This is a genomic window from Streptomyces sp. A3M-1-3 (genome assembly GCF_024213665.1).
Taxonomy (GTDB): domain Bacteria; phylum Actinomycetota; class Actinomycetes; order Streptomycetales; family Streptomycetaceae; genus Streptomyces.
This window is the reverse complement of sequence record NZ_JANAVP010000005.1, coordinates 25,803-49,245: the sequence shown is the minus strand read 5'-3', so window position 1 is coordinate 49,245 and position 23,443 is coordinate 25,803. Positions and strand designations below refer to the sequence as shown.

The 23,443-nt window shown below is 67.2% G+C and carries 16 protein-coding genes; 10 read left to right on the top strand and 6 right to left on the bottom strand.

Annotation, left to right across the window (positions count from 1 at the left end; all coding sequences use genetic code 11):
* The first annotated feature begins 10 nt into the window (after positions 1 to 10).
* The 4 genes from NLX86_RS07095 to NLX86_RS07080 all read left to right on the top strand — a co-directional run bounded on the left by NLX86_RS07095 (position 11) and on the right by NLX86_RS07080 (position 4,504).
* On the top strand, positions 11 to 1,282 hold the full coding sequence (locus NLX86_RS07095; protein WP_254370744.1) for an aspartate kinase: 1,272 nt from the start codon (positions 11 to 13) through the stop codon (positions 1,280 to 1,282).
* Complete coding sequence (locus NLX86_RS07090; RefSeq protein ID WP_254370743.1) at positions 1,279 to 2,355, top strand: aspartate-semialdehyde dehydrogenase; 1,077 nt, start codon at positions 1,279 to 1,281, stop codon at positions 2,353 to 2,355. Before NLX86_RS07095 ends, NLX86_RS07090 begins: the two co-directional genes overlap by 4 nt.
* Before the next feature lie 383 nt (positions 2,356 to 2,738).
* Positions 2,739 to 3,314, top strand: a complete 576-nt coding sequence (locus tag NLX86_RS07085; RefSeq protein WP_254370955.1) for a SigE family RNA polymerase sigma factor — start codon at positions 2,739 to 2,741, stop codon at positions 3,312 to 3,314.
* Positions 3,311 to 4,504 carry a hypothetical protein gene (locus NLX86_RS07080; protein WP_254370742.1) on the top strand — a complete coding sequence of 398 codons (1,194 nt, stop codon included), beginning with the start codon at positions 3,311 to 3,313 and terminating at the stop codon, positions 4,502 to 4,504. The genes NLX86_RS07085 and NLX86_RS07080 overlap by 4 nt, the downstream gene beginning before the upstream one ends.
* A 24-nt stretch (positions 4,505 to 4,528) precedes the next feature.
* Here NLX86_RS07080 and NLX86_RS07075 read toward each other — a convergent pair whose 3' ends face one another.
* From NLX86_RS07075 to NLX86_RS07065, 3 genes are read right to left on the bottom strand one after another with little or no spacing between them, the layout of a single operon-like run.
* A complete protein-coding gene (locus tag NLX86_RS07075) occupies positions 4,529 to 5,389 on the bottom strand; it encodes an SURF1 family protein (RefSeq protein ID WP_254370741.1) in 861 nt (286 codons plus the stop codon).
* Between the two features lie 60 nt (positions 5,390 to 5,449).
* The gene (locus tag NLX86_RS07070) at positions 5,450 to 6,280 is read right to left on the bottom strand and encodes an ABC transporter permease (RefSeq protein WP_254370740.1); all 831 of its coding nucleotides are present in this window, start codon (positions 6,278 to 6,280) and stop codon (positions 5,450 to 5,452) included.
* On the bottom strand, positions 6,277 to 7,188 hold the full coding sequence (locus NLX86_RS07065; RefSeq protein ID WP_254370739.1) for an ABC transporter ATP-binding protein: 912 nt from the start codon (positions 7,186 to 7,188) through the stop codon (positions 6,277 to 6,279). Before NLX86_RS07065 ends, NLX86_RS07070 begins: the two co-directional genes overlap by 4 nt.
* 131 nt (positions 7,189 to 7,319) lie before the next feature.
* On the opposite strand from NLX86_RS07065, the gene NLX86_RS07060 reads away from it, so the two are divergent.
* Positions 7,320 to 8,615: a sensor histidine kinase gene (locus NLX86_RS07060; protein WP_254370738.1), complete on the top strand. Its 1,296-nt coding sequence runs from the start codon at positions 7,320 to 7,322 to the stop codon at positions 8,613 to 8,615.
* Positions 8,612 to 9,265, top strand: coding sequence for a response regulator transcription factor (locus tag NLX86_RS07055; protein ID WP_254370737.1), 654 nt, complete (start codon positions 8,612 to 8,614; stop codon positions 9,263 to 9,265). Before NLX86_RS07060 ends, NLX86_RS07055 begins: the two co-directional genes overlap by 4 nt.
* A gap of 238 nt (positions 9,266 to 9,503) precedes the next feature.
* Here the strand turns inward: NLX86_RS07055 and NLX86_RS07050 are convergent, their stop codons facing one another.
* On the bottom strand, positions 9,504 to 11,303 hold the full coding sequence (locus NLX86_RS07050) for a prolyl oligopeptidase family serine peptidase (protein ID WP_254370736.1): 1,800 nt from the start codon (positions 11,301 to 11,303) through the stop codon (positions 9,504 to 9,506).
* Between the two features lie 121 nt (positions 11,304 to 11,424).
* Between NLX86_RS07050 and NLX86_RS07045 the strand changes: the two genes are divergently transcribed.
* Entirely contained in the window at positions 11,425 to 11,814 is a 390-nt protein-coding gene (locus tag NLX86_RS07045) for a nuclear transport factor 2 family protein (protein WP_254370735.1), read from the top strand.
* Between the two features lie 390 nt (positions 11,815 to 12,204).
* On the opposite strand, the gene NLX86_RS07040 is transcribed toward NLX86_RS07045, so the two are convergent.
* Both NLX86_RS07040 and NLX86_RS07035 read right to left on the bottom strand, forming a co-directional pair.
* The gene (locus NLX86_RS07040) at positions 12,205 to 12,366 is read right to left on the bottom strand and encodes a hypothetical protein (RefSeq protein ID WP_254370734.1); all 162 of its coding nucleotides are present in this window, start codon (positions 12,364 to 12,366) and stop codon (positions 12,205 to 12,207) included.
* A gap of 322 nt (positions 12,367 to 12,688) precedes the next feature.
* Positions 12,689 to 14,215: an ATP-binding protein gene (locus NLX86_RS07035; RefSeq protein WP_254370733.1), complete on the bottom strand. Its 1,527-nt coding sequence runs from the start codon at positions 14,213 to 14,215 to the stop codon at positions 12,689 to 12,691.
* A gap of 220 nt (positions 14,216 to 14,435) precedes the next feature.
* Between NLX86_RS07035 and NLX86_RS07030 the strand changes: the two genes are divergently transcribed.
* Genes NLX86_RS07030 through NLX86_RS07020 form a run of 3 tightly spaced genes read left to right on the top strand, consistent with a single transcriptional unit; the run spans position 14,436 to position 23,324 of the window.
* Positions 14,436 to 17,765 (top strand): helicase-related protein, encoded by a 3,330-nt coding sequence (locus NLX86_RS07030; RefSeq protein WP_254370732.1) that lies wholly within the window; start codon positions 14,436 to 14,438, stop codon positions 17,763 to 17,765.
* A complete protein-coding gene (locus NLX86_RS07025; RefSeq protein ID WP_254370731.1) occupies positions 17,762 to 20,455 on the top strand; it encodes a DUF1156 domain-containing protein in 2,694 nt (897 codons plus the stop codon). The genes NLX86_RS07030 and NLX86_RS07025 overlap by 4 nt, the downstream gene beginning before the upstream one ends.
* Positions 20,456 to 20,462: 7 nt before the next feature.
* Positions 20,463 to 23,324, top strand: coding sequence for an ATP-binding protein (locus NLX86_RS07020; RefSeq protein ID WP_254370730.1), 2,862 nt, complete (start codon positions 20,463 to 20,465; stop codon positions 23,322 to 23,324).
* Positions 23,325 to 23,443: the final 119 nt, after the last annotated feature.

Genomic DNA, 23,443 nt, shown 5'->3' with positions numbered 1-23,443 from the left:
AGGAGCGCACGTGGGCCTTGTCGTGCAGAAGTACGGAGGCTCCTCCGTAGCCGATGCCGAAGGCATCAAGCGCGTCGCCAAGCGAATCGTCGATGCCAAGAAGAACGGCCACCAGGTGGTCGTCGTGGTATCCGCGATGGGCGACACGACGGACGAGCTGATCGATCTCGCCGAGCAGGTATCCCCGATCCCTGCCGGACGCGAATTCGACATGCTGCTGACCGCGGGAGAGCGGATCTCCATGGCCCTGCTGGCCATGGCGATCAAAAACCTGGGCCACGAGGCCCAGTCGTTCACCGGCAGCCAGGCAGGCGTCATCACCGACTCGGTCCACAACAAAGCGCGCATCATCGATGTCACGCCGGGCCGGATCCGCACCGCCCTCGACGAGGGCAACATCGCCATCGTCGCCGGCTTCCAGGGTGTGTCCCAGGACAAGAAGGACATCACCACCCTCGGCCGCGGCGGTTCGGACACGACCGCTGTCGCCCTGGCCGCCGCGCTGGACGCCGAGGTGTGCGAGATCTACACCGACGTGGACGGCGTCTTCACCGCCGACCCGCGGGTCGTGAAGAAGGCCCAGAAGATCGACTGGATCTCCTTCGAGGACATGCTGGAGCTCGCCAGCTCCGGCTCCAAGGTGCTGCTGCACCGCTGTGTGGAGTACGCACGCCGATACAACATCCCGATCCACGTCCGCTCGTCCTTCTCCGGGCTGCGCGGAACCTGGGTCAGCAACGAGCCGCAAGGAGACCAGCAGGTGGAGCACGCCATCATCTCCGGAGTCGCCCACGACGTCTCCGAGGCCAAGATCACGGTCGTCGGGGTGCCGGACAAGCCGGGCGAGGCCGCGGCGATCTTCCGTAGCATCGCGGACGCCGAGATCAACATCGACATGGTGGTGCAGAACGTCTCGGCGGCTGCCACCGCCCTGACCGACATCTCCTTCACCCTTCCCAAGACCGAGGGCCGCAAGGCCATCGACGCCCTGGAGAAGGCGAAGGACGGGATCGGCTTCGAGTCTCTGCGCTACGACGACCAGATCGGCAAGATCTCGCTGGTCGGCGCGGGTATGAAGACGAACCCCGGAGTCACGGCGTCCTTCTTCGAGGCGCTTTCCGACGCGGGCGTGAACATCGAGCTGATCTCGACCTCCGAGATCCGCATCTCGGTGGTCACCCGCGCCGACGACGTCAACGAGGCGGTCCGCGCCGTGCACACCGCCTTCGGCCTGGACAGCGACAGCGACGAGGCCGTCGTCTACGGAGGCACCGGCCGATGACCGGGTCCCGGTCCGCCCCGACGCTCGCCGTCGTCGGGGCGACCGGAGCGGTCGGCGCGGTTCTGCTCGGGATCCTGTCGCAGCACGCGGACGTCTGGGGTGAGATCCGGCTGATCGCGTCGCCGCGCTCGGCCGGCCGCAAGCTGCTCGTACGGGGCGTGGTGACCGAAGTCGTCGCGCTCACCGAGGACGCCTTCGAGGGCATCGGCGCCGGCGACGTCGTCGTGTTCGTCGTGCCCGACGAGGTCGCTGCCCAGTGGGCGCCGGTCGTCGCGGCCAAGGGCGCGGTAGTGGTGGACAATTCGGCGGCTTTCCGGATGGATCCGGACGTACCGCTGGTGGTTCCCGAGATCAATCCGCATGCCGTCCGGATCCGCCCGCGCGGCATCGTCGCCAACCCCAACTGCACGACGCTGGCCATGATCGTGGCGGTCGGCGCGCTGCACGCCGAGTACGGACTGGACGAGCTGATCGTCTCCTCGTACCAGGCGGTGAGCGGGGCCGGCCATGCCGGCGTCGACGCGCTGCGCAAGCAGATCTCCCTGGTCGCCGGTACGGAGCTGGGTGAGACGCCCGGTGACGTACGGCGGGCTGTGGGCGACGACACGGGCCCCTTCGCGGGGCCGGTGGCGCTGAACGTGGTGCCGTGGGTGGGTTCCCTGGCGGAGGGCGGCTGGTCCTCCGAGGAGCTGAAGATCCGCAACGAGTCCCGCAAGATCCTGGATCTGCCGGACCTGCGCGTGACGGCGACCTGTGTACGGGTCCCGGTGATCACCACCCACTCGCTGACCGTGCACGCGCGTTTCGAGAAGGATGTGACGGTCGCGGCTGCGCACGAGATCCTCTCCACCGCGCCGGGCGTCGTGGTCTTCGACAACCCCGAGGTGGGCGACTTCCCCACGCCCGCGGACGTGGTGGGGACCGATCCGTCCTGGGTCGGGCGGATCCGGAGGTCGTTGGACGACCCCCGCGCGCTCGAATTTTTCGTGTGCGGAGACAATCTCCGTAAGGGTGCTGCTCTGAACACGGCTCAGATCGCAGAACTGGTGGCTGCCGAATTCTCGGCGGACTGACCGGAAGCCTTTATAGGATCTGTGAAGGTCTTGTGATCGCAGTCTCGAGGGTCTGTGATCAAGGTGATGGTCTGAACCACTTGTACTGCACCGTCATCGTGTTCGACGATTCGCTCCCCACCACCTGCAACCGGCAGTTGGGCGGGGGGCGTCTTTGCGGTCGCCACTTCGAGGCACCGAACAAACTGGGGCATTGGGGAAGAGCGGGTACGCATGAGGGCTTTCAACGCATCGTCAGAAGCGATGCCCTGCGCGTACAACCCTGACGGGGGGACACGTGTCCAACAGGCGTGGCAGAAGTTCTCGGCATTCTCGACATTGCGGCCATCCCGGTGCGGGGCGCGCCCGTGCGTCCGTTCCGGCGCCCTCGTGCGCCCGGCGGGATGCCGGTGATCGCCCCCATGCCCGCCACGCGGCCCGCCCGCATACCGTCGCAGCGCGAGGGCGCTGAGGACGTCATGGCAGCGGGCACCACAGTTGACCACCTGACCGAGACCTACCGTGCCCACTACCGGTCGCTCCTCGGCCTCGCCGCACTGCTGCTGGACGACACCGCCTCGTGCGAGGACGTCGTCCAGGAGGCGTTCATACGGGTGCACTCCGCGCGCAACCGTGTGCGCGACCCGGAGAAGACCCTCGCCTACCTGCGGCAGACCGTGGTCAACCTCTCGCGCTCCGCACTGCGCCGCCGCATCCTCGGGCTGAAGCTGCTCTCGAAGCCGATGCCGGACATGGCGAGCGCCGAGGAGGGCGCGTACGACCAACTGGAGCGCGACGCGCTGATCAAGGCCATGCGCGGCCTGCAGCGCCGCCAGCGCGAGGTGCTCGTCCTGCGCTACTTCGCGGACATGACGGAAGCTCGGGTGGCCGACACGCTGGGCATATCGCTGGGCTCGGTGAAGGCTTACGGCTCACGCGGGATCGCGGCACTGCGCGTCGCCATGGAGGCGTCGGCATGAGCAAGCAGAGGTACGAGCGGTACGGCCCGGACGGGCCCGATGACGACCGGTCTGGAAGCGAAACAGTGAGCAACGGTCCGGAGACCACCCCGACACCGCAGGCGGCGCAGGCCGAGCCGGCCGGCCGGGGTGCGGACAGCCCGGGCGCGGACGATCCGAGCGCGGACAGCCTCGGCGCGCACCACCTGGGTGCGGACAGCCTCGGCACGGAAGAACTTGTCCTGCGGAACATGCTGCGCGGCGCCGTACAAGACCTCGAACCCGCCGAAGGTGCCCTCGACCATCTGCGGCACGCCGTCCCGGCGCGACGCGCCCGCAAGCGGCAGGCCGTCGTCGGCATGGCCGCAGCGGCCCTGTTCATCGGCACCGCGATCCCGGCCTTCGTGCATGTGGCCTCCTCCTCCGACGCCGCGAACGACCGGCCCTCCATCGCCGGACACGGCGAGCAGGCGCAGGGCGGCACGGGCGACGAGGCCGGCGCGGGCGACGGACAGCCGCAGGCGGGAACGCCCGCGGGGCAGTCCGGCGCGAAGGGCGAGGACGGTCGCGAGGACGAGACGCAGGGCACGGAGAAGAGCCCCGACGGCAGCACGGCCGACGGCGAGACCAACCCCGCCGGGACGGCGGCCGTGACCTCGCCCGACTGTGGCGCCGACCAGCTCGGAGTCGTCTCCGCGGCCGCGGGCGGCCCCGAGGCGGACGGCAAGGTGTACGGCTCCTTCCGGGTCTCCAACATCTCCGGCAGTGATTGCACGGTGGGTGGCGACGGCATCGTCACCGTCGCGGCGAACGGCGCGGCGGACTCCGCGAAGATCACCGTGGTCGACCACACCGCGGGCGACGCGGCGGCCGGGCTGCCCGACCCCTCGCTGGAGCACAGCGGGCTCATCCTGAAGCCGAACATGGCGTACGAGGTGCGGTTCGCCTGGGTGCCGTCGGAGAGCTGCCCCACGACCCCCCCCTCGCCCGACCCCACGCCGACGGATGGCGCCTCGGGTGCCTCGGGTGCGTCGGATACCAGTACGAACGTTGCCCCGCAGGGCGGCGTGGAGGAGCCGGGCGGGAGCACCGCGGACGGCAGCGTCTCGGTGACGCACACCGCGGACCCGGGCGGACCGGACGCGTCCGTCATCATCCCCAACGCATGCGCGGGCACGGTCTACCGGACCGGGGTGCTTGACGCCTCCTGAGGGGCCCGGGAGGGCGTCCGGCGGTCAGACGTCGGCGTCGCGCTCGCGGACCTGCACCCGCTGCCCGCGCTGCGCGGTCTCGTTCTCCGGCTGCTCGCGCCCCGGTGCCTGAGCCGGCTCCTCGGGCAACAGCCCGAGCTCCGTGTCCTTGGCCGCCTCCACCTCGCGGCGGAACAGCCGGAACCACATGAAGAGCACGAAGCCGCCGAAGACGAACCACTCGCCGGTGTAGCCAAGATTCTGGAACGCCTTCAGGTCGAGCCCACTGCCCTGCGGGGCAGCCGCCGGCACCGGCCGCATCCCCACGGCGTCCTTCGGAACCTCGGGCAGCGTCAGCCACGCGTCGTGCAGCTCGTACGGGACGAGGTTCACCAGCGCGGCCGCACTGATCATCCCCAGCTGCCCCTCCGGCAGTCCGCCCTGCGCGTGGACCCCCTTGGTACCCGTGTTCTCGGAGGCCTGCAGCGCACCGGTCACGGAGACCTCACCGGCAGGCGGCGCCGGCACCGTCGCCGTGCCCGGCTCGCCGGCCAGCCACCCCCGTACCACCGGGACCGCCTTGCCGCCGTCGGTACGCAGCAGGGTCAGCACGTAGTACCCGCGCTTGCCGTCCAGCTCCCGCCCCGGTACGAGCAGTTGGTCCCCGTACCGCCCGGAGACCGTGGCGAGCCGCCCCGAGGTCGCCTTGTCGACGGGCAACAGGGAGTCCAGCGCCGCCGCCTTCTGCTTGGCGGCGGCCGGCTTCTCCTCGGCGGCCCGGTGGGATTCGACGCGGTCCTCGAACCGGCCGAGCTGCCACGACCCCATGAACACGCAGAAGGGGATGGCCAGCACGACGAAGAGGTTGATCCCCCACCACCGCGGGGTCAGCAGAAACCGGTACACCCCACCAAGGTACGGGCCCGCCGGAGGCCGGCCGGGGCCGGGGCAGCGGTGTGGCCACGCTCACTGGTCGCGACGGTGCACGCTGGTCACGGCCAGGACGGCGGCGGCGAGCGCCCAGACCGCGTAGACGATCCACGCCCCGGTGATCGTCCACGGGTAGGCGGCCTGGTGGTCGCCGAACTGAGTCAGGCGCGTCCACGCCTGGTAGGGCAGGGTGTGGGCGATGACGGCCGACCAGTGACGGTCGTCGCTGAAGGCCATGGGCAGCAGCAGGAGGATCACCACATGGGCGACCATGGTGGTCGCGCTGTGCCGGATGACGGCGCCGACCGCCATGCCGACGAGCGCGGACAGCGGCGCGAGCAGTGCGGAAGCCACGACGAGGCGCAGTGCGCCGGGGTGGCTGATCGAGAGGCCGGCGTCCCGCCCGGACAGGATCGCCTGGGTGAGGCCGAACGAGACCGCCGCGACGACCGCGCCGAAGACGGTGGTGACCGCCGTGACGACGACCACCTTGGCCGCCATCACCGATCTGCGGGCCGGGACGGCCGCGAACGTGGTGCGGATCATTCCGGTGCTGTACTCGCTGACGACCGTGAGGGCGCCGATCGCGCCGGCGCAGAGCATGAGGACCATGCCGGCGTTCCCGGTGAAGGCGTCCCACAGCGCCAGTCCGTTCCGGATGAACTCGGCCTGGTGAACCGCGCCGAACTGCGGCCAGTAGCGGTAGTGGTCGTAGGCGGCGCCCGCATTGAACGCGATGACGGCCAGCGCGCTGATCACGAAGGACCAGGGGGTCGAGCGCAGTGACCACAGTTTGATCCACTCGGCGGCGAGGAGGTCGCGGAGCCGGGCACGGGGTTCTGCGACGGGCTGGGCGAGTGTGGTCATCGGGGCTCTCCTGCGAGGTACTCGACGCTGTCGGCGGTGAGTTCCATGAACGCCTCCTCCAGCGAGGCGGTACGAGTGGTCAACTGGTGCAGCAGGACGCGGTGCCGGAAGGAGAGTTCACCGATCCGGTCAGCGGGCAGGCCGGTCACCGTGAGCAGTCCGTCGCCGTCCCGACGTACGGCCGCACCCTCGGCTGTCAGTACGGTCGTCAGCGCGGCGGTGTCGGGGGTACCGACCGTCACACTCAGACGGGTGCCCCGGGCCGCGAACTCCGTCAGGCTCTCCGCGGCGATCAGCTCGCCCCGGCCGAGCACGACGAGCTGGTCGGCGGTGTGCTCCATCTCGGACATGAGATGGCTGGAGACGAAGACGGTGCGGCCTTCGCCGGCCAGCCGTCGGAACAGGCCGCGCACCCACTTCACGCCCTCCGGGTCCAGGCCGTTGAGCGGCTCGTCGAACAGCAGCACCGCTGGATCGCCGAGCAGGGCGGTGGCGATGCCGAGGCGCTGTTTCATCCCGAGGGAGAACCCGCCGATACGGCGCCGCGCCGCGCCCGCGAGCCCGGCCTCCTCCAGCACCTCGGCCACCCGGCTCCGCGGGATGCGGTTGCTGCGAGCCAGCAGGGACAGATGGGCCGCCGCGCTGCGCCCGCCGTGTACGTCGTGCGCGTCGAGCAGCGCGCCGACGTGCCGCAGACCGCGCGGGCGGTCCCGGAAGCGGCGGCCGTCGATGGTGACGGATCCACTGGTGGGATCGTTCAGGCCGAGGATCATGCGCAGTGTGGTGCTCTTCCCGGCGCCGTTCGGGCCGAGGAAACCGGTGACGTACCCGGGGCGCACCATGAAGGTCAGGCCGTTGACGGCGGTGGTCTTCCCGTAACGCTTCGTCAGTTCGTTGACTTCGATCACCCGGCCAACGGTGCCGGTGCACGCCCCGGCCTGTCGTCGGACTGGCGCGGACAATCGCGGGGCGCCTGTCGACCGTGGTTGTACACCCGTGGTCGGATTCCCGGTGGGGATCGGGTGGTTACGATCGCCGGATGTACGCCACGCCGCGTCTCCCGCTGCTGAAGCGCCTGCCGCCGGGTGTGTGGACGGCCCTGGCCTGGGGTGTGGGTGCGGCGTTCACCTTTCTCATCCGCGTGCGGCTGCCCGGTGAGGAGCAGCCCGCAGTGCTTCCCGGGGTTTTCATCTACCGGTGGGACGGTCTGGCGGTCCTGACCGTGGCCACAGCCCTGTCGCTGGCCGGCAGCCGCCTGCTGAGCCGTCGGCCGCTGCCGGCCCTGGCCCTGCTGCTCGCCGGTGCGGCCGTGGCGACAACACCACTCAGCGTGGGGGAGATCCCGCTGGCGCAGTTCCTGGCGGTCGATGTCGCCCTCTACTTCATCGCGGCCACCCGGCCCCGTAGGACCGGGATCATCGCCCTCACCATGGCGCTCGGCGTGCTGGCCGGCTATCTGACCACGCGGCTGCTGTCCGGGTGGACCGTCGGGACCTCGGCGGAGCTGGCTGTGGCCCTGACGTCCGTCATCGCCTGGCTCATCGGACACTCGACGCACCAGGCCCGGGAGTACGCCGAGAAGTCGCGCGCCCAGGCCGCCGCCCAGGCGGTCACCGCCGAACGGCTCCGGATCGCACGCGAGTTGCACGACATGGTCGCGCACAGCATCGGGATCATCGCCCTCCAGGCCGGCGCGGCGAGGCGGGTCATCGATTCCCGGCCGGCCGCTGCGCGCGACGCGCTGAGCGCGATCGAGACCGCCGGCCGGGAGACGCTGTCGGGGCTGCGGCGGATGCTCGGCGCGCTCCGGCAGGCCGGACCGGGGCAGGCGCCGCAGGTGGCGCCGCTCGATCCGGCGCTCGGGCTGGCGGACGTCGACCGGCTGGCCGCGACGACGACAGCCGCCGGTGTCCGCGTCGATGTGCGGTGGCGGGGCGAGCGGCGTCCGCTGCCCCCGGAGATCGACGTCTCCGCCTACCGCATCGTCCAGGAGGCGGTCACCAACGTGGTGCGCCACGCGGGCACCGACTCCTGCCGGGTGTCCATCGACTGCCGCGACGAGGAGCTGTCCATCGAGGTCCTCGACAGCGGGCGCGGCGGTCGGGGCGGCAGCGCTGCGGGGACCGCCGCCGGCACCGGCTGGGGCCTCCTCGGAATGCGCGAGCGAGTCGGCCTGCTGCACGGGGAGTTCGCCGCCGCCGCCCGTCCGGAAGGCGGCTTCCGGGTCACGGCGCGCCTGCCCGCTCCGAGGGAACCGGCCGTACCGCCTGATCCGCCCGAACCGACCAAACCGTCAGAACCGACCAACCCTCCCGAACCGACTGGAGTCCGATGACCATCCGGGTCGTACTCGCCGACGACCAGCCTCTGGTCCGGGCCGCTCTGCAAATGGTCATCACCGAAGCCCCCGGCCTCGAAGTCGTCGGGGAAGCCGGAACGGGCGCCGAAGCGGTCCAGCTGGCCGAAAGCGTCCGCCCCGATGTCGTGGTGATGGACATCCGCATGCCCGGCACGGACGGCATCGAGGCCACGCGCCTGATCACAGCGGGTCCGAGCAAGGCCCATGTCATCGTGCTGACCACCTTCGACGACGACGACTACGTCTATGGCGCGCTGCGCGCCGGTGCGTCGGGCTTCCTCGTCAAGGACATGGCACTGGACGACATCCTCGCCGCGATCCGCGTTGTCTCCGCCGGCGACGGGCTGATCGCACCGGGCGTCACCCGCCGCCTGATCAAGGAGTTCGCGGACCGCCCCCTGTCTGCCCCGCCACGAGCGGTCGACGGCATCACCGACCGGGAACGCGAGGTGCTGACCCTCATCGGGAGCGGCCTGTCCAACGCCGAGATAGCCGGCCGACTCTTCATCAGCATCGCCACCGCCAAGACGTATGTGACGCGCCTCCTCGCCAAGCTCGACGCCCGCGACCGGGTCCAGCTCGTGATCATCGCCTACGAGATGGGCCTGGTGGCACCGGCCCGATGAGCGGCCCAGGACCCCCGGAGCCCAGGACCCCCGGAGCCCAGGACCCCCGAGCCCAGGACCCCCGAGCCCAGGACCCCCGGAGCCCAGGACCCCCGGAGCCCAGGACCCCCGGAGCCCAGGACCCACGGAGCCCAGGGCAGCCGGCAGGGCTCGCGCACGTGGACCGAGCCTTCGGCCGGCCGGCCCGGCGGGGCCGCGGGTAGCAACGGAACAGCCGCCGGTGCTGCCATGGGGCGCCTCAGCCCAGGTGCCTGGCCGCGAAGTCGATCTCCAGCCGTACCTGCTTGATCCGCTCCTCCACCACCAGCGAGCCGTGCCCCGCGTCGTAGCGGTACACCTCGTGCACCGCACCCCGCGCCGCCAGCCGGTCAACGTAGTTCTCGACCTGGCGAATCGGGCAGCGCGGATCGTTCACCCCGGCCGAGATGTAGACCGGTGCCCGCACCGCGTCCACGTACGTCAGAGGCGACGACGCCTCGAACCGCTCCGGCACCTCCTCCGGCGTCCCGCCCAGCAGCGTGCGGTCCATCGCCTTCAGCGCCTCCATCTCGTCGTGGTACGCCGTTATGTAGTCCGCTACCGGGACAGCCGCCAGCCCCAGCGCCCACGCCTCCGGCTGCGTACCGAGGCCGAGCAGGGTGAGGTACCCGCCCCAGGAGCCGCCCGCCAGGACGAGCTTCGACGGGTCGGCGAGCCCCGAGGTCACTGCCCACTCGCGGACCGCGGCGATGTCCTCCAGCTCGATCAGGCCGACACGGTGCTTGAGGGCGTCCGTCCACTCCCGCCCGTACCCGGTGGAGCCGCGGTAGTTGACCCGTACGACCGCGTACCCGTGATCCACCCACGCCGCCGGCCCGGCCGCGAACGCGTCGCTGTCGTGCCAGGTCGGCCCGCCATGGATCTCGAACACGGTCGGGAACGGCCCCGCCCCCGCCGGCTTCTGCACGAGCGCGTGGATACGGCCTCCCGGGCCCTCCACCCACGCGTCCTCGACCGGTACGGACCCCGGCGCCTTCATTCCGGGAGTGTCGAGCACCACAGCGCCCGTGGTCGACCGGACCTCGGACGGCAGCGCCGCCGACGACCACAGATACTCGACGGTCCCGTCGGGACGGGCGCTCGCACCGGACACCGACCCGGGCGGCGTCTCGACCGGTATGAGCTCGCGCGTCGCCGGCTCGTACCGCCACAGCTCGCTGCGCGCCTCGAAGCTGTGCGCGATCAGCAGCGCCGATCCGTCCGGATACCACTCGGCGCTCACATCGCCCGGCAGGTCGACGGCCAGATCCGTCTCCTCGCCCGAGGCCACGTCCCAGACCATCGGCTCCCACCGGCCGCGCCGCTGGTGGCCGACCAGCAGCCGGGTGTCCCCGTGCACCGGCGCGAAGCCCAGCACCTCGAGCCCCAGCTCCTTCGTACCCCCCTTGGTGTCGTCCAGCTCCGCGACCGCGGTACCCCCGAGGCGCAGCACCCGCAGCGCGGAGTGCATCGCGTCGCCGTGCTCGGTGTGCTCGATGGCGATCAACGTCCCGTCGTACGACAGGTCCCCGACCCCGGCCGACTCCCGGTGCCGGTAGATCTCGACCGGCGCCGCCCCCTGACGCGCGACATGGATGGTCGACCCGTCCTCGTCCGTCGACCGTCCGACCACCACCGTGCCGTGGCGCCCGATCGCGAGTCCGGCCGGGTACGAGGGCGCCAGCCCCGGCACTGCCGGCTCGTCGTCCCCGCCCGCGAAGGGCTGGCGCATCCAGATCCCGAACTCGTCGCCGTCCGTATCGGAGAACCACCAGATCCACGCGCCGTCGGGAGACAGCGTCCCGTCCGTCGTGCCGTTCGGCCGGTCGGTCGCCTGCCGCTGCAGTCCGGTCGCCCGGTCCCAGGTGTACATCTCGTACGTCCCCGTGGCGTTCGACACGAACAGCGACCGGTCCGGCGCGTCCTCCGCCCAGTCGGGCAGCCCCACCCGCGGGGCCCTGAAGCGCCTCTCCCAGTCGGGCATGGACGTCGTCGGCGTCGAACCAGTGATCTCAGTCATGCCCCCTATTCTGCGCTGTGCCACGGACACCCCCTTGGCATCGCCCCCACCCTGTGGATAACTTCCGCCGGCCTGCCCGGCCCCCTGGAGACTGTCAGTGCCGCGGTCCACACTCGTCCCTATGACCGAACCGACCGAGCTGCGCAGAACAGTTGAGACCTACTGGGCCTCGGCAGAAGCCCGCGACTGGGACACCTTCGCGTCCACCCTCGCCGAGGACGTGGTCTACGACCTGCCACAGACCCGCGAGCGCATCAGCGGCAGGGAGAGATACGTCCGCTTCAACCGCGAGTACCCCGGCGACTGGCACCTGCGCATCGAGCGCATAGTCGCGGACCCCGGATCCGGCCAGGCGGTGAGCTGGACGCACTTCACCGTCGGCCTGGAGGAGATGTACGCCGTAAACCTCTTCACCGCTGACGCGGCCGGCCGCATCGCCACAATCACCGACTTCTGGCCCGAGCCGTACGAACCCCCGACCGGCCGCGAGCACCTGGTCGAGCGCTACTGACCGAGCCAGCAAGGCTGGGAGCGGATTGGCTCCCAAGATGGCCCCCGGAACCACTCAGGGGCCCGATCCGCTCTGCGGATCGGGCCCCTGACCTGGTACTTCACTGTCGGGGTGGCGGGATTTGAACCCACGACCTCTTCGTCCCGAATGAGGTTCGGGCGGTGATCTCGCCTGCACGGATGGAGTTTGCCCTGGTCAGAGACGTGGTCCTGATTGGTCTCGCGTGGCGTGGAAGGCGTTTCGGGAGCGGGTCGGCTCCCAGATGGCTCCCAGACGAGCCATGTGACCGTTTGTGTAGATCGACTGTTCGTCCGGGCCCCTCGTATCGCCTTCACTGCGATGAGTACTCCAACGGACGGGAGATTCGTGGAGGGTGAGCGTCCTACTGGGTTAGCTGCTCGCGTACGGGGGCTCGGCAGAGGTGGAGATCCGCAGCTCGTGCTCGAAGACGACGCCTTGGCTGTTGCGGCGGAACGCTTCGCTTCGGTAGACGGGCGACCCGAAGTGGCCGACCCGGATGTGCTGTTCTCGGATACGGTCAAAGCGGATCAAGCCCACCTCCTTGCTCGCCGGGTTCGACTCCATCGGCGCCCGACGCCACACCGTCGCCACCATGAACGGGATAGATTCAGCGGGAATCAGATGCTGGCCCGCAAGCCAACCGCGCACCAACACGCTTCTGCCTGCTGACGCTGCGGCCAGGAAGACACGTCCACAGGTATTGACAGTTACTCACCGCCCCTGCGCAACGTCCCTGAGTCCGTCAACGCCCCCTTGGGCGCAGCTCACCGCACCAGGGCTACCGCGGTCCTTCCACCGCTGTGAGGCGAGGGCCCTCGCAATACCCAAGCAGGTTCAGTAGCCGTCGCAGTCTTCACGAGAGGCCCGAAGCGAGCCACGCCTCCATCTCTGCCCTTGCCTTGGGAGCGAGCCTTGCCGCACGGACTTCACCGTTTGGGCGCAGGAGTGTGAGCTCGTAAACCCCGTAGTCTGCGAGGAGGTCCGCAGCTATGTTGCGGGCGACACCACGCAGCTGCCGGCTGTCCTCAACAAGACCCGCGAGGTAGGCGACATGATGGCTCGGCTCGCTGGGCAGCCCCGCGAAAGGCTCGGGTGGCGGAACGAAGCGTGTGCTCCCATTGATCGGAGTTCGATCGACGAAGACTGTGGTCTCGCCCGCAGTTCGAGCAAGGATGTCCACATCCCCGAAGCCGTCCGCCCAGTCGGCGTACGTCGTGATCAAGTGCAGAGCTCCAAGGATCTCGGACTCCAGCAGGGTCAGGTTGAGTTGAGGGGCAATGGGAGCCGGCTCAGGCGTAGGGCTCGATGCTGACGATCGCCACACCTCACTCCCAGAGCCGATGACGTCTGGAAGACGGACGTTAACGGCAATCGCATCGTTCCCGACGGGGAGTCTCTCTGCCGTGGGCGGGAGGGGAGCCTCCGCCTCCGGGCGGAGACTGGCGCTCTCCGTTTCAGAATTCGAGGTCGAAACCTGGCCCGCCACGACGGCACTGGCCACCTCGATCGACGCGAAGGCGCTGCCATCGGTGTGCCAGACCGCGTGCACGCCGCCCTGTTGCATGTGCATTCGGCCGCGGCGGACATCGGGCATCCTGCCGAGCAGTTGTTGTGGGAGTGCCCGTCCTGGGGACTTCCCGAACTCCGACATCCGATTGAGGAAGCCCGTGACGTCCTGGATGAACGACCGGTCAATTCGACGCTCCGCAAGCCCGTTGGGCACCAGGGCCAGTTCGAGTTGGACTCCGCCTGGAAGCGTGGGTTTCGCCCAGGCGGCGCCTTCCGCCAGTACTCGACTGACGCGCTCTGCCTGGTCTTCGGCGAGACGGAAGCGGTCCCGGTAGACCTGCGCGATCTCTGATTCATCGAGCCAAGCGGTTATTCGGTCTATCCGGCGTGCGTAGCTGTAGCGGTTCTGTCCCTTGCCCCCGGCGACTGGTCGAACGGCGTGCGGGGCTATGGGACTACGTGGAATGCCGATGAGGAAGAAGCCGATCCCCGGCGAAGTGGAAATGTCCGGTATTGTGCGGACGCTGAAGTCTGGAGGAAGGAAGGGGAAGACTCGGCTGCGCAGGCCGTTGTTGAACTGCACGACGATGCCGTCGTCGATGTCAACAGGCGTCAGTCGACCAGCGCATCCCTGGGCATCTTCAGCGATACCGATGACGATCAGCCCGCCTCGGGCATTCGCCATGGCCGTCACGTCCTTAGCCAGTTCGTCCAGCGACTCGGCGTTCTTCGCGTAGGAGTTCTGCTGCTTGAAGTCGAGATCGATACTTTCTGCTACGCGCTGAGTGCACAGCGTGACGAGGTGGCTCCTGTCCAGTTCTTCGAAGGGCGCGCCAAGCAGGGCAGCGATCCTGGGAATCTTCACGGTCACGCGATCGAGCATATGAGATGACGGACCCTCATTTTGCTGTGATCCTAAGGGAGTTAACCGATAGGCGTATGATCGCCAGAGTCGGGCTCCAGCCGGTGGGGAGCCGGCTGTGACCGCAGGTGGGGGCGCATCTTTTGTGACGACTTTCAATCCGAACGACCTGCGGCCAGGGGTGCGTGTTCGATTCCCTGGGCATGCTGAGGCCACCACGGTCGTGACAGTGAAGCCTGGCGCCTACTGGGAGTTCCTCGTCGAGGGTGCGCCCGGGGAGTACCAGCCCATCAGCCTTCCCGAGGACGAGTTGCCCGGCATCGAGGTACTGGATGTTGGGGGCGAGCGCGGGTACGACGCGGACCCACGGGCCTTCCGGCTCGGCGTGGAGGCCCGTCGAATCCGTGCCAGGTTTCAGCACGACATGGCCGCGCTCTCGGTGTCGAACATCGAACCACTGCCTCACCAACTGGAAGCCGTCTACGGTCATTTCCTGGAGCAACCCAGGCTCCGCTTCCTCCTGGCGGACGATCCCGGGGCAGGAAAAACGATCATGACGGGGCTCTATATCAAGGAGCTCCAATTGCGCGGTGCCGCGGACCGGGTTCTGATCGTCGCCCCTGCCAATCTCGGCTTCCAATGGCAGCGCGAACTGGACGAACGCTTCCAGATCAAGGCTCGGCGGGTCACGAGGGACACCATCGACGCCGCGCCGACCGAGAACCCCTGGGATGCCAACGGAGTCTTGATCATCTCCAGGGACCTCCTCAAGAGCGACGACATTTTGCAGACTCTCGCAGCTGCCGAGCGCTCCTGGGACCTGGCGGTCCTCGACGAAGCGCACGGTTACACGCTGAAAGTCAACAAACGGGGGGCAATCGACAACCGTACGGCTCGATACAAGGCGGCTGAGGTCGTTTCAGAACGGACCGAACGACTGCTGCTGTTGACCGCCACGCCGCATTCCGGGCGCGAGGAGTCCATCTGGGGTCTGCTGCGACTACTCGACCCGGACATGTATGGAGATCGCTGTCCCGAACACGTCGAAGTGCACCCCCAGCATTATTCGAAGACATCCAAAGAGCAGATGGTAGACCTGCGCGGCAACCTGCTCTTCAAGCCGCGCACACCGCACACGGTGGCGTACGACCTGCAAGGCCCCGAATGGGACCTCTATCAGGCCGTGTCGGCCTTCATCACCGAGGGCCTCGCCGAGATCCGCGGCGAAGGCCGGGCCTCTGTCTCCGGCTTCGCGCTCACCACGATGCAGCGCAGACTGGCATCCTCGGTACGCGCCATCAGCCGGACACTGGAGCGTCGGGTGGAGAGGCTGGAGCGCGAACTGGCCAGCCCCGCGGCTGAATCTCGGTCGGCTGTCGCTGTCGGCTCCAGTCCAGCCAGCAACGACAACGTTGATCGGACCGAGGAAGAACGCTGGGCGCAGGAGGAAGCGGCACTCGCAGCGCTGCCGCGTTCACTCGAAGAGATCGCGGCTGAGCTCGATGCTGTTCGTCCTCTGCTTGCGCAGGCACAGGAGACCGAGCGTCTCGGCAGTGAGATCAAGCTCAACGAACTCTGGAAGGTCCTGGAGAAGTACGGCGTCGGGGACGATGCCTCTAAGAAGCTGCTGATCTTCACTGAGCACAAGGACACGCTCGACTTCCTGCAAGACAAGCTCTCCGAGCAGTTCGACGTCGTGGTTATCCACGGCGGCATGCGGGCCGGAGAGCGTATCGCCGCCGAGCGGGCGTTCCGTGAACACGCCCAGATCATGGTGGCCACAGAGGCCGCCGGCGAAGGCATAAATCTGCAGTTTTGCCATCTCATGGTCAACTACGACATCCCATGGAATCCCAACCGCCTCGAACAGCGGATGGGCCGGGTTCACCGTATCGGACAGACCGAAGAGGTCCACATCTTCAACCTAGTCGCCGGGAACACCAGGGAAGGGCACGTCCTGGCGACCGTTCTGAAGAAGCTCGAGTGGATGGGCAAGTCGCTCGGTGACCGAGTGTTCGACGTGATCGGAGAAGTCTTCGCCGCCTACAAACTTCCGGAACTTCTCCAGGCAGTTGTCGCCGGAGAGCGCACCTCGCAGGAGACGGCCGCACAGTTCGGCGCAGATGAGGGGACGTACGACCGGGAACTTCTCGAGCGGGCCGAAGAGCTGCTTGCGAAAGCCCTTGCGACAGGGCACATCGACTGGCGGCTACAGAGGAGGCTTAGCGAACGCGCTGAGGAGCGAAGGCTTCCGCCTGACCATCTGAAACGATTCTTCTTGGACGCGATCGACTTCGCGGGGGGCAAGGCCACCCCGAGGCTCGACCACACCACTGTGCACGTGGATCGGACCCCGGACCTGTTGATAGCCAGGGACCGGGACCGGGGCACCTTGCGCCAACTCCAGCCAGCATATGAGCGGATTACCTTCGATAAATCTGTCGCGGTACGTCGTATGGCCGAGGATGCCGAACTGGGTGCGCCACGACCAGAGCTCTGCGGTCCCGGCCACTCCCTGCTCGAGAACTTGATCGATCACATAATCGAGGCCACTCACCTGCCCCTCCAGCGAGGCGCAGTCTTACTTGACCCAAGTCGGCAGAACCCTGCCGTCCTGCACCTGCTCGAGGCAGACGTGGTGGACGGGCATCGGTCGGTGGTACACCGAAGCATCGCCACCATCGGTGACACGGACGGGGTGCTCCGTGCCTCGGGCGGTGTCCTTTACGACTTTCTGCTGGGCGATAACGCGAGGCAGAAGGATCGAGCAACCTCTCGCGCGGAGGCCGAGCTGATCGCCTGGGCCCGCCAGAACGTGTTCGAGGGCCGTGTGAAGGAGGCTCGCGCGGAGCGCGAGCACACCGCCACGATCCAGGAGGAGTTTCTGAACGCCTCGTTCAACACGGTCCTTGCCCGCCAGGAAGTCGAGTTGATGGACCTCGACGAAGAGGTGGAGGCTGGAAAGCCGGGCGCCGAAGGCCGCCGCCGCAAGGTCGAACTTGCCAAGCGCACGATTCAGGAGCGCCGAAACCGGCGGCTCGCTGACGTTGCGCGCACGCGACAGGTCGACCGCGGGCCAGTGCGTGTCCTGGCACAGTGCCTCCTTCTGCCTGCCCCGACCGACGAGACCAGGGTCGACGGCAGAGGTTCTCGCTACGGTCGCGGCCTAAGCGACCCCGAGATTGAACGCATCGCAGTTCAGGTAAGCATCGACTACGAGCACGGTCACGGCGCCGTGGAGATCCGCTCTGTCGAGTCGGACAACATCGGCTTCGACCTGGTCTCCGAGCGTGAGAACGAACGGCGCTGCATCGAGGTCAAGGGCCGCGCGGGAGTCGGCGCAGTCGAGCTGACCTGGTCCGAGTACGTCACGGCGGCGAAGCTCGGCCGCGACTACTGGTTGTACGTCGTACTGGACTGCGCTGGCGATCACCCCAGGCTCTATCGGATCCAGGATCCTGCCACCGCCCTGGCCGGCAGCTTCGTCCCCAGTCATGACGTGCGCTACTCGGTCGCTCCAGGTCCCGTAGTCGACGCCGCAGAACAGGAGGCGTCGTGAGACGTGCCCTCATCGAGGAGAAGCTCCCCCTCGCCGCCGTCAACGCTGCTTCCGGTCGCGAGAAGCACCTACGCCACGGCCATATCTCGACAATGCACCTGTGGTGGGCCCGCAGGCCCTTGTCGATGGCTCGCACGGTGGTACTCGCCAGTCTTGTCCCCGACCCAGGTCCCGCGAAGCGGGCTCGGCTGCTGGCGGACATCGGCAACGCCGCGCCTTTCGCTTCGATCTCCCATGCGGCCGTTGTGGAACCCTTGCGTAGATCCCTCACGGCCGCCTGGCCCGATCGGCCCCCGAAGGTGTTGGACTGCTTCGCGGGTGGCGGCGCCATCCCACTAGAGGCTGCACGCCTCGGCTGCGATACCACCGCCGTCGACATCAACCCGGTCGCCCATCTCATCCAGAAATGCGTGCTCGAATACCCGGCGCTCTACGGCAAGGCGGACGAGCCTGGCGGCCCAAACCTTGTGGAGGAGTTCCGGACCTGGGCGGAATGGGTCAGCGTGCGAGCCGACGCCCGCCTCGAATCGGTCCTTCCACGGGTCAAGGAAGGCAACCGTGCTGCCGTCTACTTCTGGGCGCGCACTGTTCCATGCGCTGATCCTGGCTGCGCCCGAACCATTCCGCTCATTTCGTCCCGCAAGCTGGCCGATTCCACGCGCAACCGGGTCCGTGTCGACTACGACATTAGCGAGGACCGGGTCGAGCTGCGCGTCGCGGAGGGAGTGCCAGCTGACGGCAGCGACTGGAAACTCGGCACCAAGACCAGCCGTGGCTCGCAGGTCACCGTCACTTGCCCGGCCTGCGGTACCGCTCGGCCGGACAAGGAGTTGCGAAGCTACGCGCGCGAGCATGGCTTCGGGAACTACCTGTACGCGATTCTCGATATCGGGCCCACAGGTGTGCGCGTCTACCGGGAGCCGACAGAAGCGGACCGAGAGGCCATAGCGCGGGCGGACGCACTCGTGGAAGGTCTTGACGACTATCCCGACGGGACTAGCGCGGTGCCGGATGAATCGATCATTCGATCGCAGTATCGTCGCTATCCTAACTTGACCTACGGTATCGACACCTGGGCCAGTATGTTCACCGCGCGTCAGCAGTTCGTTCTCGCCGTGTTGGCACAGGTCGTTCGGGCTGCTCACACGGCAATGCTCGAACAGGGGATGGACGAGGGGCGGGCGCGAGCAATTGCCACCTACCTTGGGCTGGCTGTCGACCGCATCGTGGACTACAACTCCACCTTCGCGACCTGGACACCACCCCGCGAAACACTTCGCAGCACCTTTCCACAGCAAGCAATCCGCATGGCCTGGGACTTCACCGAAGTAGACCCTTTCGGCGCAGGCCCAAGCGGATGGAGCAGCGCTGTGGGCTGGATCTCCCAATCCCTGAGTCACTGCATTACCGCCACCGTAGGTAACCCGTCCCGAGTGCAGCGGGCCAACGCTCAGCATCTTCCCTTCGATGACGGCGAATTCGACGCCGTCATCATCGATCCGCCCTACTATGACGCCTTCCAGTACGGCGACCTCTCCGACTTCTTCTACGTATGGCTCAAGCGTTCCCTCGGCCACCTCTACCCCGAGCTCTTCGCCACTTCCCTTACCCCCAAGAAGGCCGAGGTCATCCAGAACCGGGCCGACACCAAGTCAGCTGAGTACATCTCCCGAACAGAGTTCGAGCAACGCCTCCAACGGGCCTTGGACGAGGTGGCCAGAGTGGTGCGCGACGACGGGATAGTCTCCCTGGTCTTCGCTCACACCGACTCCACAGCATGGGAACACCTCCTGCGCGGACTTAGGGATGCCGGCCTCGTCGTGACCACGTCGTGGCCGATGCAGTCCGAACGCGAGGGCCGCAGCACCGACAACAAAGGCTCGGTTCTTGCCTCCTCGGTTGTCCTGGTGTGCCGGAAGGTCCTGGCTGCTGAGGAGGGCTACTTCGACGATGTCGTCCGCGAGCTGGATGCGCGGATAGCCGAGCGTCTGGCTGTCTTCGACGACATGAAGCTGTCCGGGGCAGACTATTTCGTCTCTGCGATTGGGCCGGCCTTCGAGGTCTTCGCGCGCTACTCCCGGGTCGTCCGATTGTCGGGCGAGGAGGTCGATGTGGAGCAGCTGATGGTCCTCGCGCGACAAGCGGTCGCCCGGCACGCGACCAGGGCTCTCACCGGAGGCGAGTCCCTCCAGGCCCTCGATGACCGGTCGCTGCTGTATCTCACTTGGCGTTGGGCCTACGACAGTCAGGACATTCCCGCCGATGAGGCATACATGCTGTGCCGGGCGTTCGACCTCAGCCTCGACGCGCTCACCACGCCAGGCGGCCTGCTGAAGAAACTAGGTAACGGGAGCGCCGGCTACCGGCTGCTCGGCCCGGACGACCGACGCCGTATTCCGCTGGGCCCTCGCCCCTCCCTGGTTGATGTCATGCACGCGGCCTGTCTGCTGTACGACCAAGGACGGCGTCAGGAGCTCGACGCACTACTGGGAACGACTGGCGGAGCAGCAGAACCTGCGTTCTGGGCGCTGATCACAGCAGTGGCTGAGCTGCTCCCCGAGGGAAGCCGTGAACGCACCCTCCTACTCGGCCTCGGCGGCAGTCGCGAAGACCTGGCGGAACGCGCCGCCAAGTACACGTCGGCGTTCGAAGAGCTCGCTCTCTTCGACTCAAGCACAGGAAATGGATGACCTCGCTGTGACCAGGTTGAAGAAGTGGCACGAGGTAGCGCGACCCCACGATGACATTGCAGACGGTTCCTTCGAGGAAGCCAGGTTCGCTGCCGACCTGGGGCTGGTGGCGAAGGGCGACGGACCTGCGGATTACCTGAACCCGGTTCTGTTCGCGGAGAAGACCTATCTGACTGAGAATCTCCGGGCGGCACTGGTCGAAATCGGAAACCGACTGTCTGGCGATCCGGCCGCCAACGCCGTATACCGCATGCAGACCGAGTTCGGCGGAGGAAAGACACACACGCTGCTGGCCGCGTACCACCTTTTCGGTTCTGCTCGATCGGTGAAAGACACGCAGCTCGCCCGGGAACTCGCCAAGTCAATACGGGGCGGCGCTGTCCCCCAGGCCCGAGTGGTCGTTCTCGACGGCTCTGCGCTCACAGCTGACTGCAACCCCAAGGATAACGGGACTCCCGGACACACCCTGCTCGGTCACCTTGCCTACAAGCTCGGCGGCGCTCAAGCCTACGAGGCCGTTCGCACCCAGGACGAGGCTCGACGCGGAACCTCCACCACCCAACTCGTGAATCTCCTCCGAGAGCACTCGCCCTGCCTGATACTGATGGACGAGACGCTGGAATACTTGGCGAAGACCCTCACTTCGGACGTGCATAAGGGCTCGTTGACCGCCACGACTCTGACGATCATTAAAGAGCTGAACACTGCTGTTGCCAATGTGCCCGGCGCCTGTCTGGTGGCCACGTTGACAGCCTCCCACCTCGAAGATTTCGCCTCCGTCAACAGCGAGGACTTGTTGGAGCGGTTGTCCAAGATCTTCGGCCGGACTGAGGCCACCATCACACCTGTCGAGGGCGATGATATCTTTCCGGTTTTGCACACCAGACTTTTCAAATCCCTTGGGTCGGCGGCCGAACGCCGACGGGTTGCCGACGCCTATGGAATCTACTACTCCGAGCAGTTCGGCGATGCCCTTCCACCGATCTACCGGGAACCGGACTATCGTGACCGCATCGAAGCTGCCTATCCGTTCCATCCCGAGTTGATCGACATACTCACCAACCGTTGGGGCTCTCTGTCCGGGTTCCAGCGCACCAGGGGAGCGCTGCGCATCCTCTCCCACACCATCAAAGCGCTCTACCGCGAAGGGCACGCCTCGCCGCTCATACACGCGGGTGACCTGCCGTTGCACGATCCCGGCGTCCGAGCCGAAGTTCTGAGATTCGCGGGTGAGTCCTACAAGGCCGCACTCAACGCAGACATAATTCGGCCGAATTCACGAGCGCGTCAGGAGGATAAACGCAGAGGCGGCGAAATCGCTGCACTTCGCGTGACTACAGGTCTGGCCACAACAGCCTTCGTAAGTTCCTTCAGCGCGGAGCGAGTGGTGGGCGCCTCTGATGCGCAGATGATTGTCGGCGTCGGGCGCCCAGGACTGTCTCGCGGCCAGCTGGAAGATGTGCGGGACACAGTCAAGAACATCGCCTTCTACATGCGCTATGAGGGAGGTCGCTATCGGTTCACCACGGAGCCGAACCTGAACAAGGTCATAGTCGAGCGGGAGAGCGCCATAGCGGAGACGGCAATCTCCGCCCTCTTGGCCGAGGCCACAAGCAAGGTCGCGCCCTCTTCCGAATTCTGGCGCACCATCACAGGCGTGCACGATTCTTCGGGTGTCCCTGACGTCCCGAAGTTGACCCTTGCACTTCTGGATCCGGAGAATCGCGTCGAGCAGGCAGAATCCGAAAGCACCCCCGGGCCCGTGCAGATCCTCGCGGATCGCATCCTCACCGATTTCAACCAGTCCGGTCGCACCAACAAGAACACGCTGGTCGTGGTCGCCCCGGATTCCGTGGCGCTGGGGAGAGCACGCAGCCTCGCACGCACCGTCAGCGCGATGCGGGACCTGCAGGCTGACGGCCCGCGGCTCAGGCGGTTCAACCAAGAACAGCAGAACGAACTCCGCAGTCGCATCGCTCGGGCGGAGGACAGACTGCCTGCTCTCCTCGTCCTGTCGTATCGGCATGTATACATGTTGACGAACGGCATTGGTGGTTCCCCGCCTTCAGTTCTCCACCAGGACCTGGGCCCAGCCCGTGCCAGTGAGACGGTGACTGACCGTGTCACCGAACATCTCCGCGCCGGCGATGCGCTACTGGACAAACTAGCCCCTGCCGCGCTCCTCTCCGAGCGGTTCAAGTTGCTCCCATCGGAAGCAGAAGCCGTCGAGATTGAAGCGCTCCTGCATGCCTTCCAGCGCTATCCGCGCCTGCCGAAGCTGGCCTCGGCTGAGGTACTGCGCGATTGCTTGCGCGCTGGCGTGCAGCGCAGCGTGTTTGCCCTTGTGTCGGGGAGCCAGTGGCGTGCGCCTGATGCAGTAATCAGGTTGGGGGAGGACGTGATACCGGGCGAGATCGACTTCCAGCCTGGGACATGGCTGGTACGTGCCCCACTTGCGCTAGACGCGCTCGGACAACGCAACGCCTCGGTACATACAACCGCAGGTACCGGGCTGGCCGTGGCGGAGCCCTCCACAGGTCATACAGATGGATCCGACGCCTCGACGCCACCGGGCAGGGGACGTGAGCGAAACTCGGCCGCAAGCCCTACGGTCGGCGCAGCAAACACCACGAAGTCGGCGCCTGGTCCCACAGGACTTCGGTTGCGGATAGCGGGTGTGCCAGCTGACAAAGTGAGGGACGTCGTCAAGGTGGCCGTTTTGCAGTTCGCCACCCAGGGAGCCGAGGTGACGGTCGACTTTGACGTGTCGATCCGCTCACCGAAACCAATCGCGCCTCACATCATCGATCTGGTTCTCGACGAGGGCCTCGGGCAGCTGGGCTTGCGGGCAGAAAAGCAGGAAGGATAGCGGACACCCAGCCACCACCATCCTGCGCTGAATATGCCGTTACGGTGTCGACACCGTAACGGCACAACACCCTCGCCGACGAGGGGGGCGAGGCTAATGCTTGCTCGACTTGCATACGC

What these genes read in the sequence shown, in the direction of transcription:
- NLX86_RS07055 (WP_254370737.1), top strand. Translation starts at nt 8,612, where the DNA reads ATGACCATCCGGGTCGTACTCGCCGACGACCAGCCTCTGGTCCGGGCC.
- NLX86_RS07080 (WP_254370742.1), top strand. Translation starts at nt 3,311, where the DNA reads ATGAGCAAGCAGAGGTACGAGCGGTACGGCCCGGACGGGCCCGATGAC.
- NLX86_RS07045 (WP_254370735.1), top strand. Translation starts at nt 11,425, where the DNA reads ATGACCGAACCGACCGAGCTGCGCAGAACAGTTGAGACCTACTGGGCC.
- NLX86_RS07070 (WP_254370740.1), bottom strand. Translation starts at nt 6,280, where the DNA reads ATGACCACACTCGCCCAGCCCGTCGCAGAACCCCGTGCCCGGCTCCGC.
- NLX86_RS07050 (WP_254370736.1), bottom strand. Translation starts at nt 11,303, where the DNA reads ATGACTGAGATCACTGGTTCGACGCCGACGACGTCCATGCCCGACTGG.
- NLX86_RS07060 (WP_254370738.1), top strand. Translation starts at nt 7,320, where the DNA reads ATGTACGCCACGCCGCGTCTCCCGCTGCTGAAGCGCCTGCCGCCGGGT.
- NLX86_RS07085 (WP_254370955.1), top strand. Translation starts at nt 2,739, where the DNA reads ATGCCGGTGATCGCCCCCATGCCCGCCACGCGGCCCGCCCGCATACCG.
- NLX86_RS07090 (WP_254370743.1), top strand. Translation starts at nt 1,279, where the DNA reads ATGACCGGGTCCCGGTCCGCCCCGACGCTCGCCGTCGTCGGGGCGACC.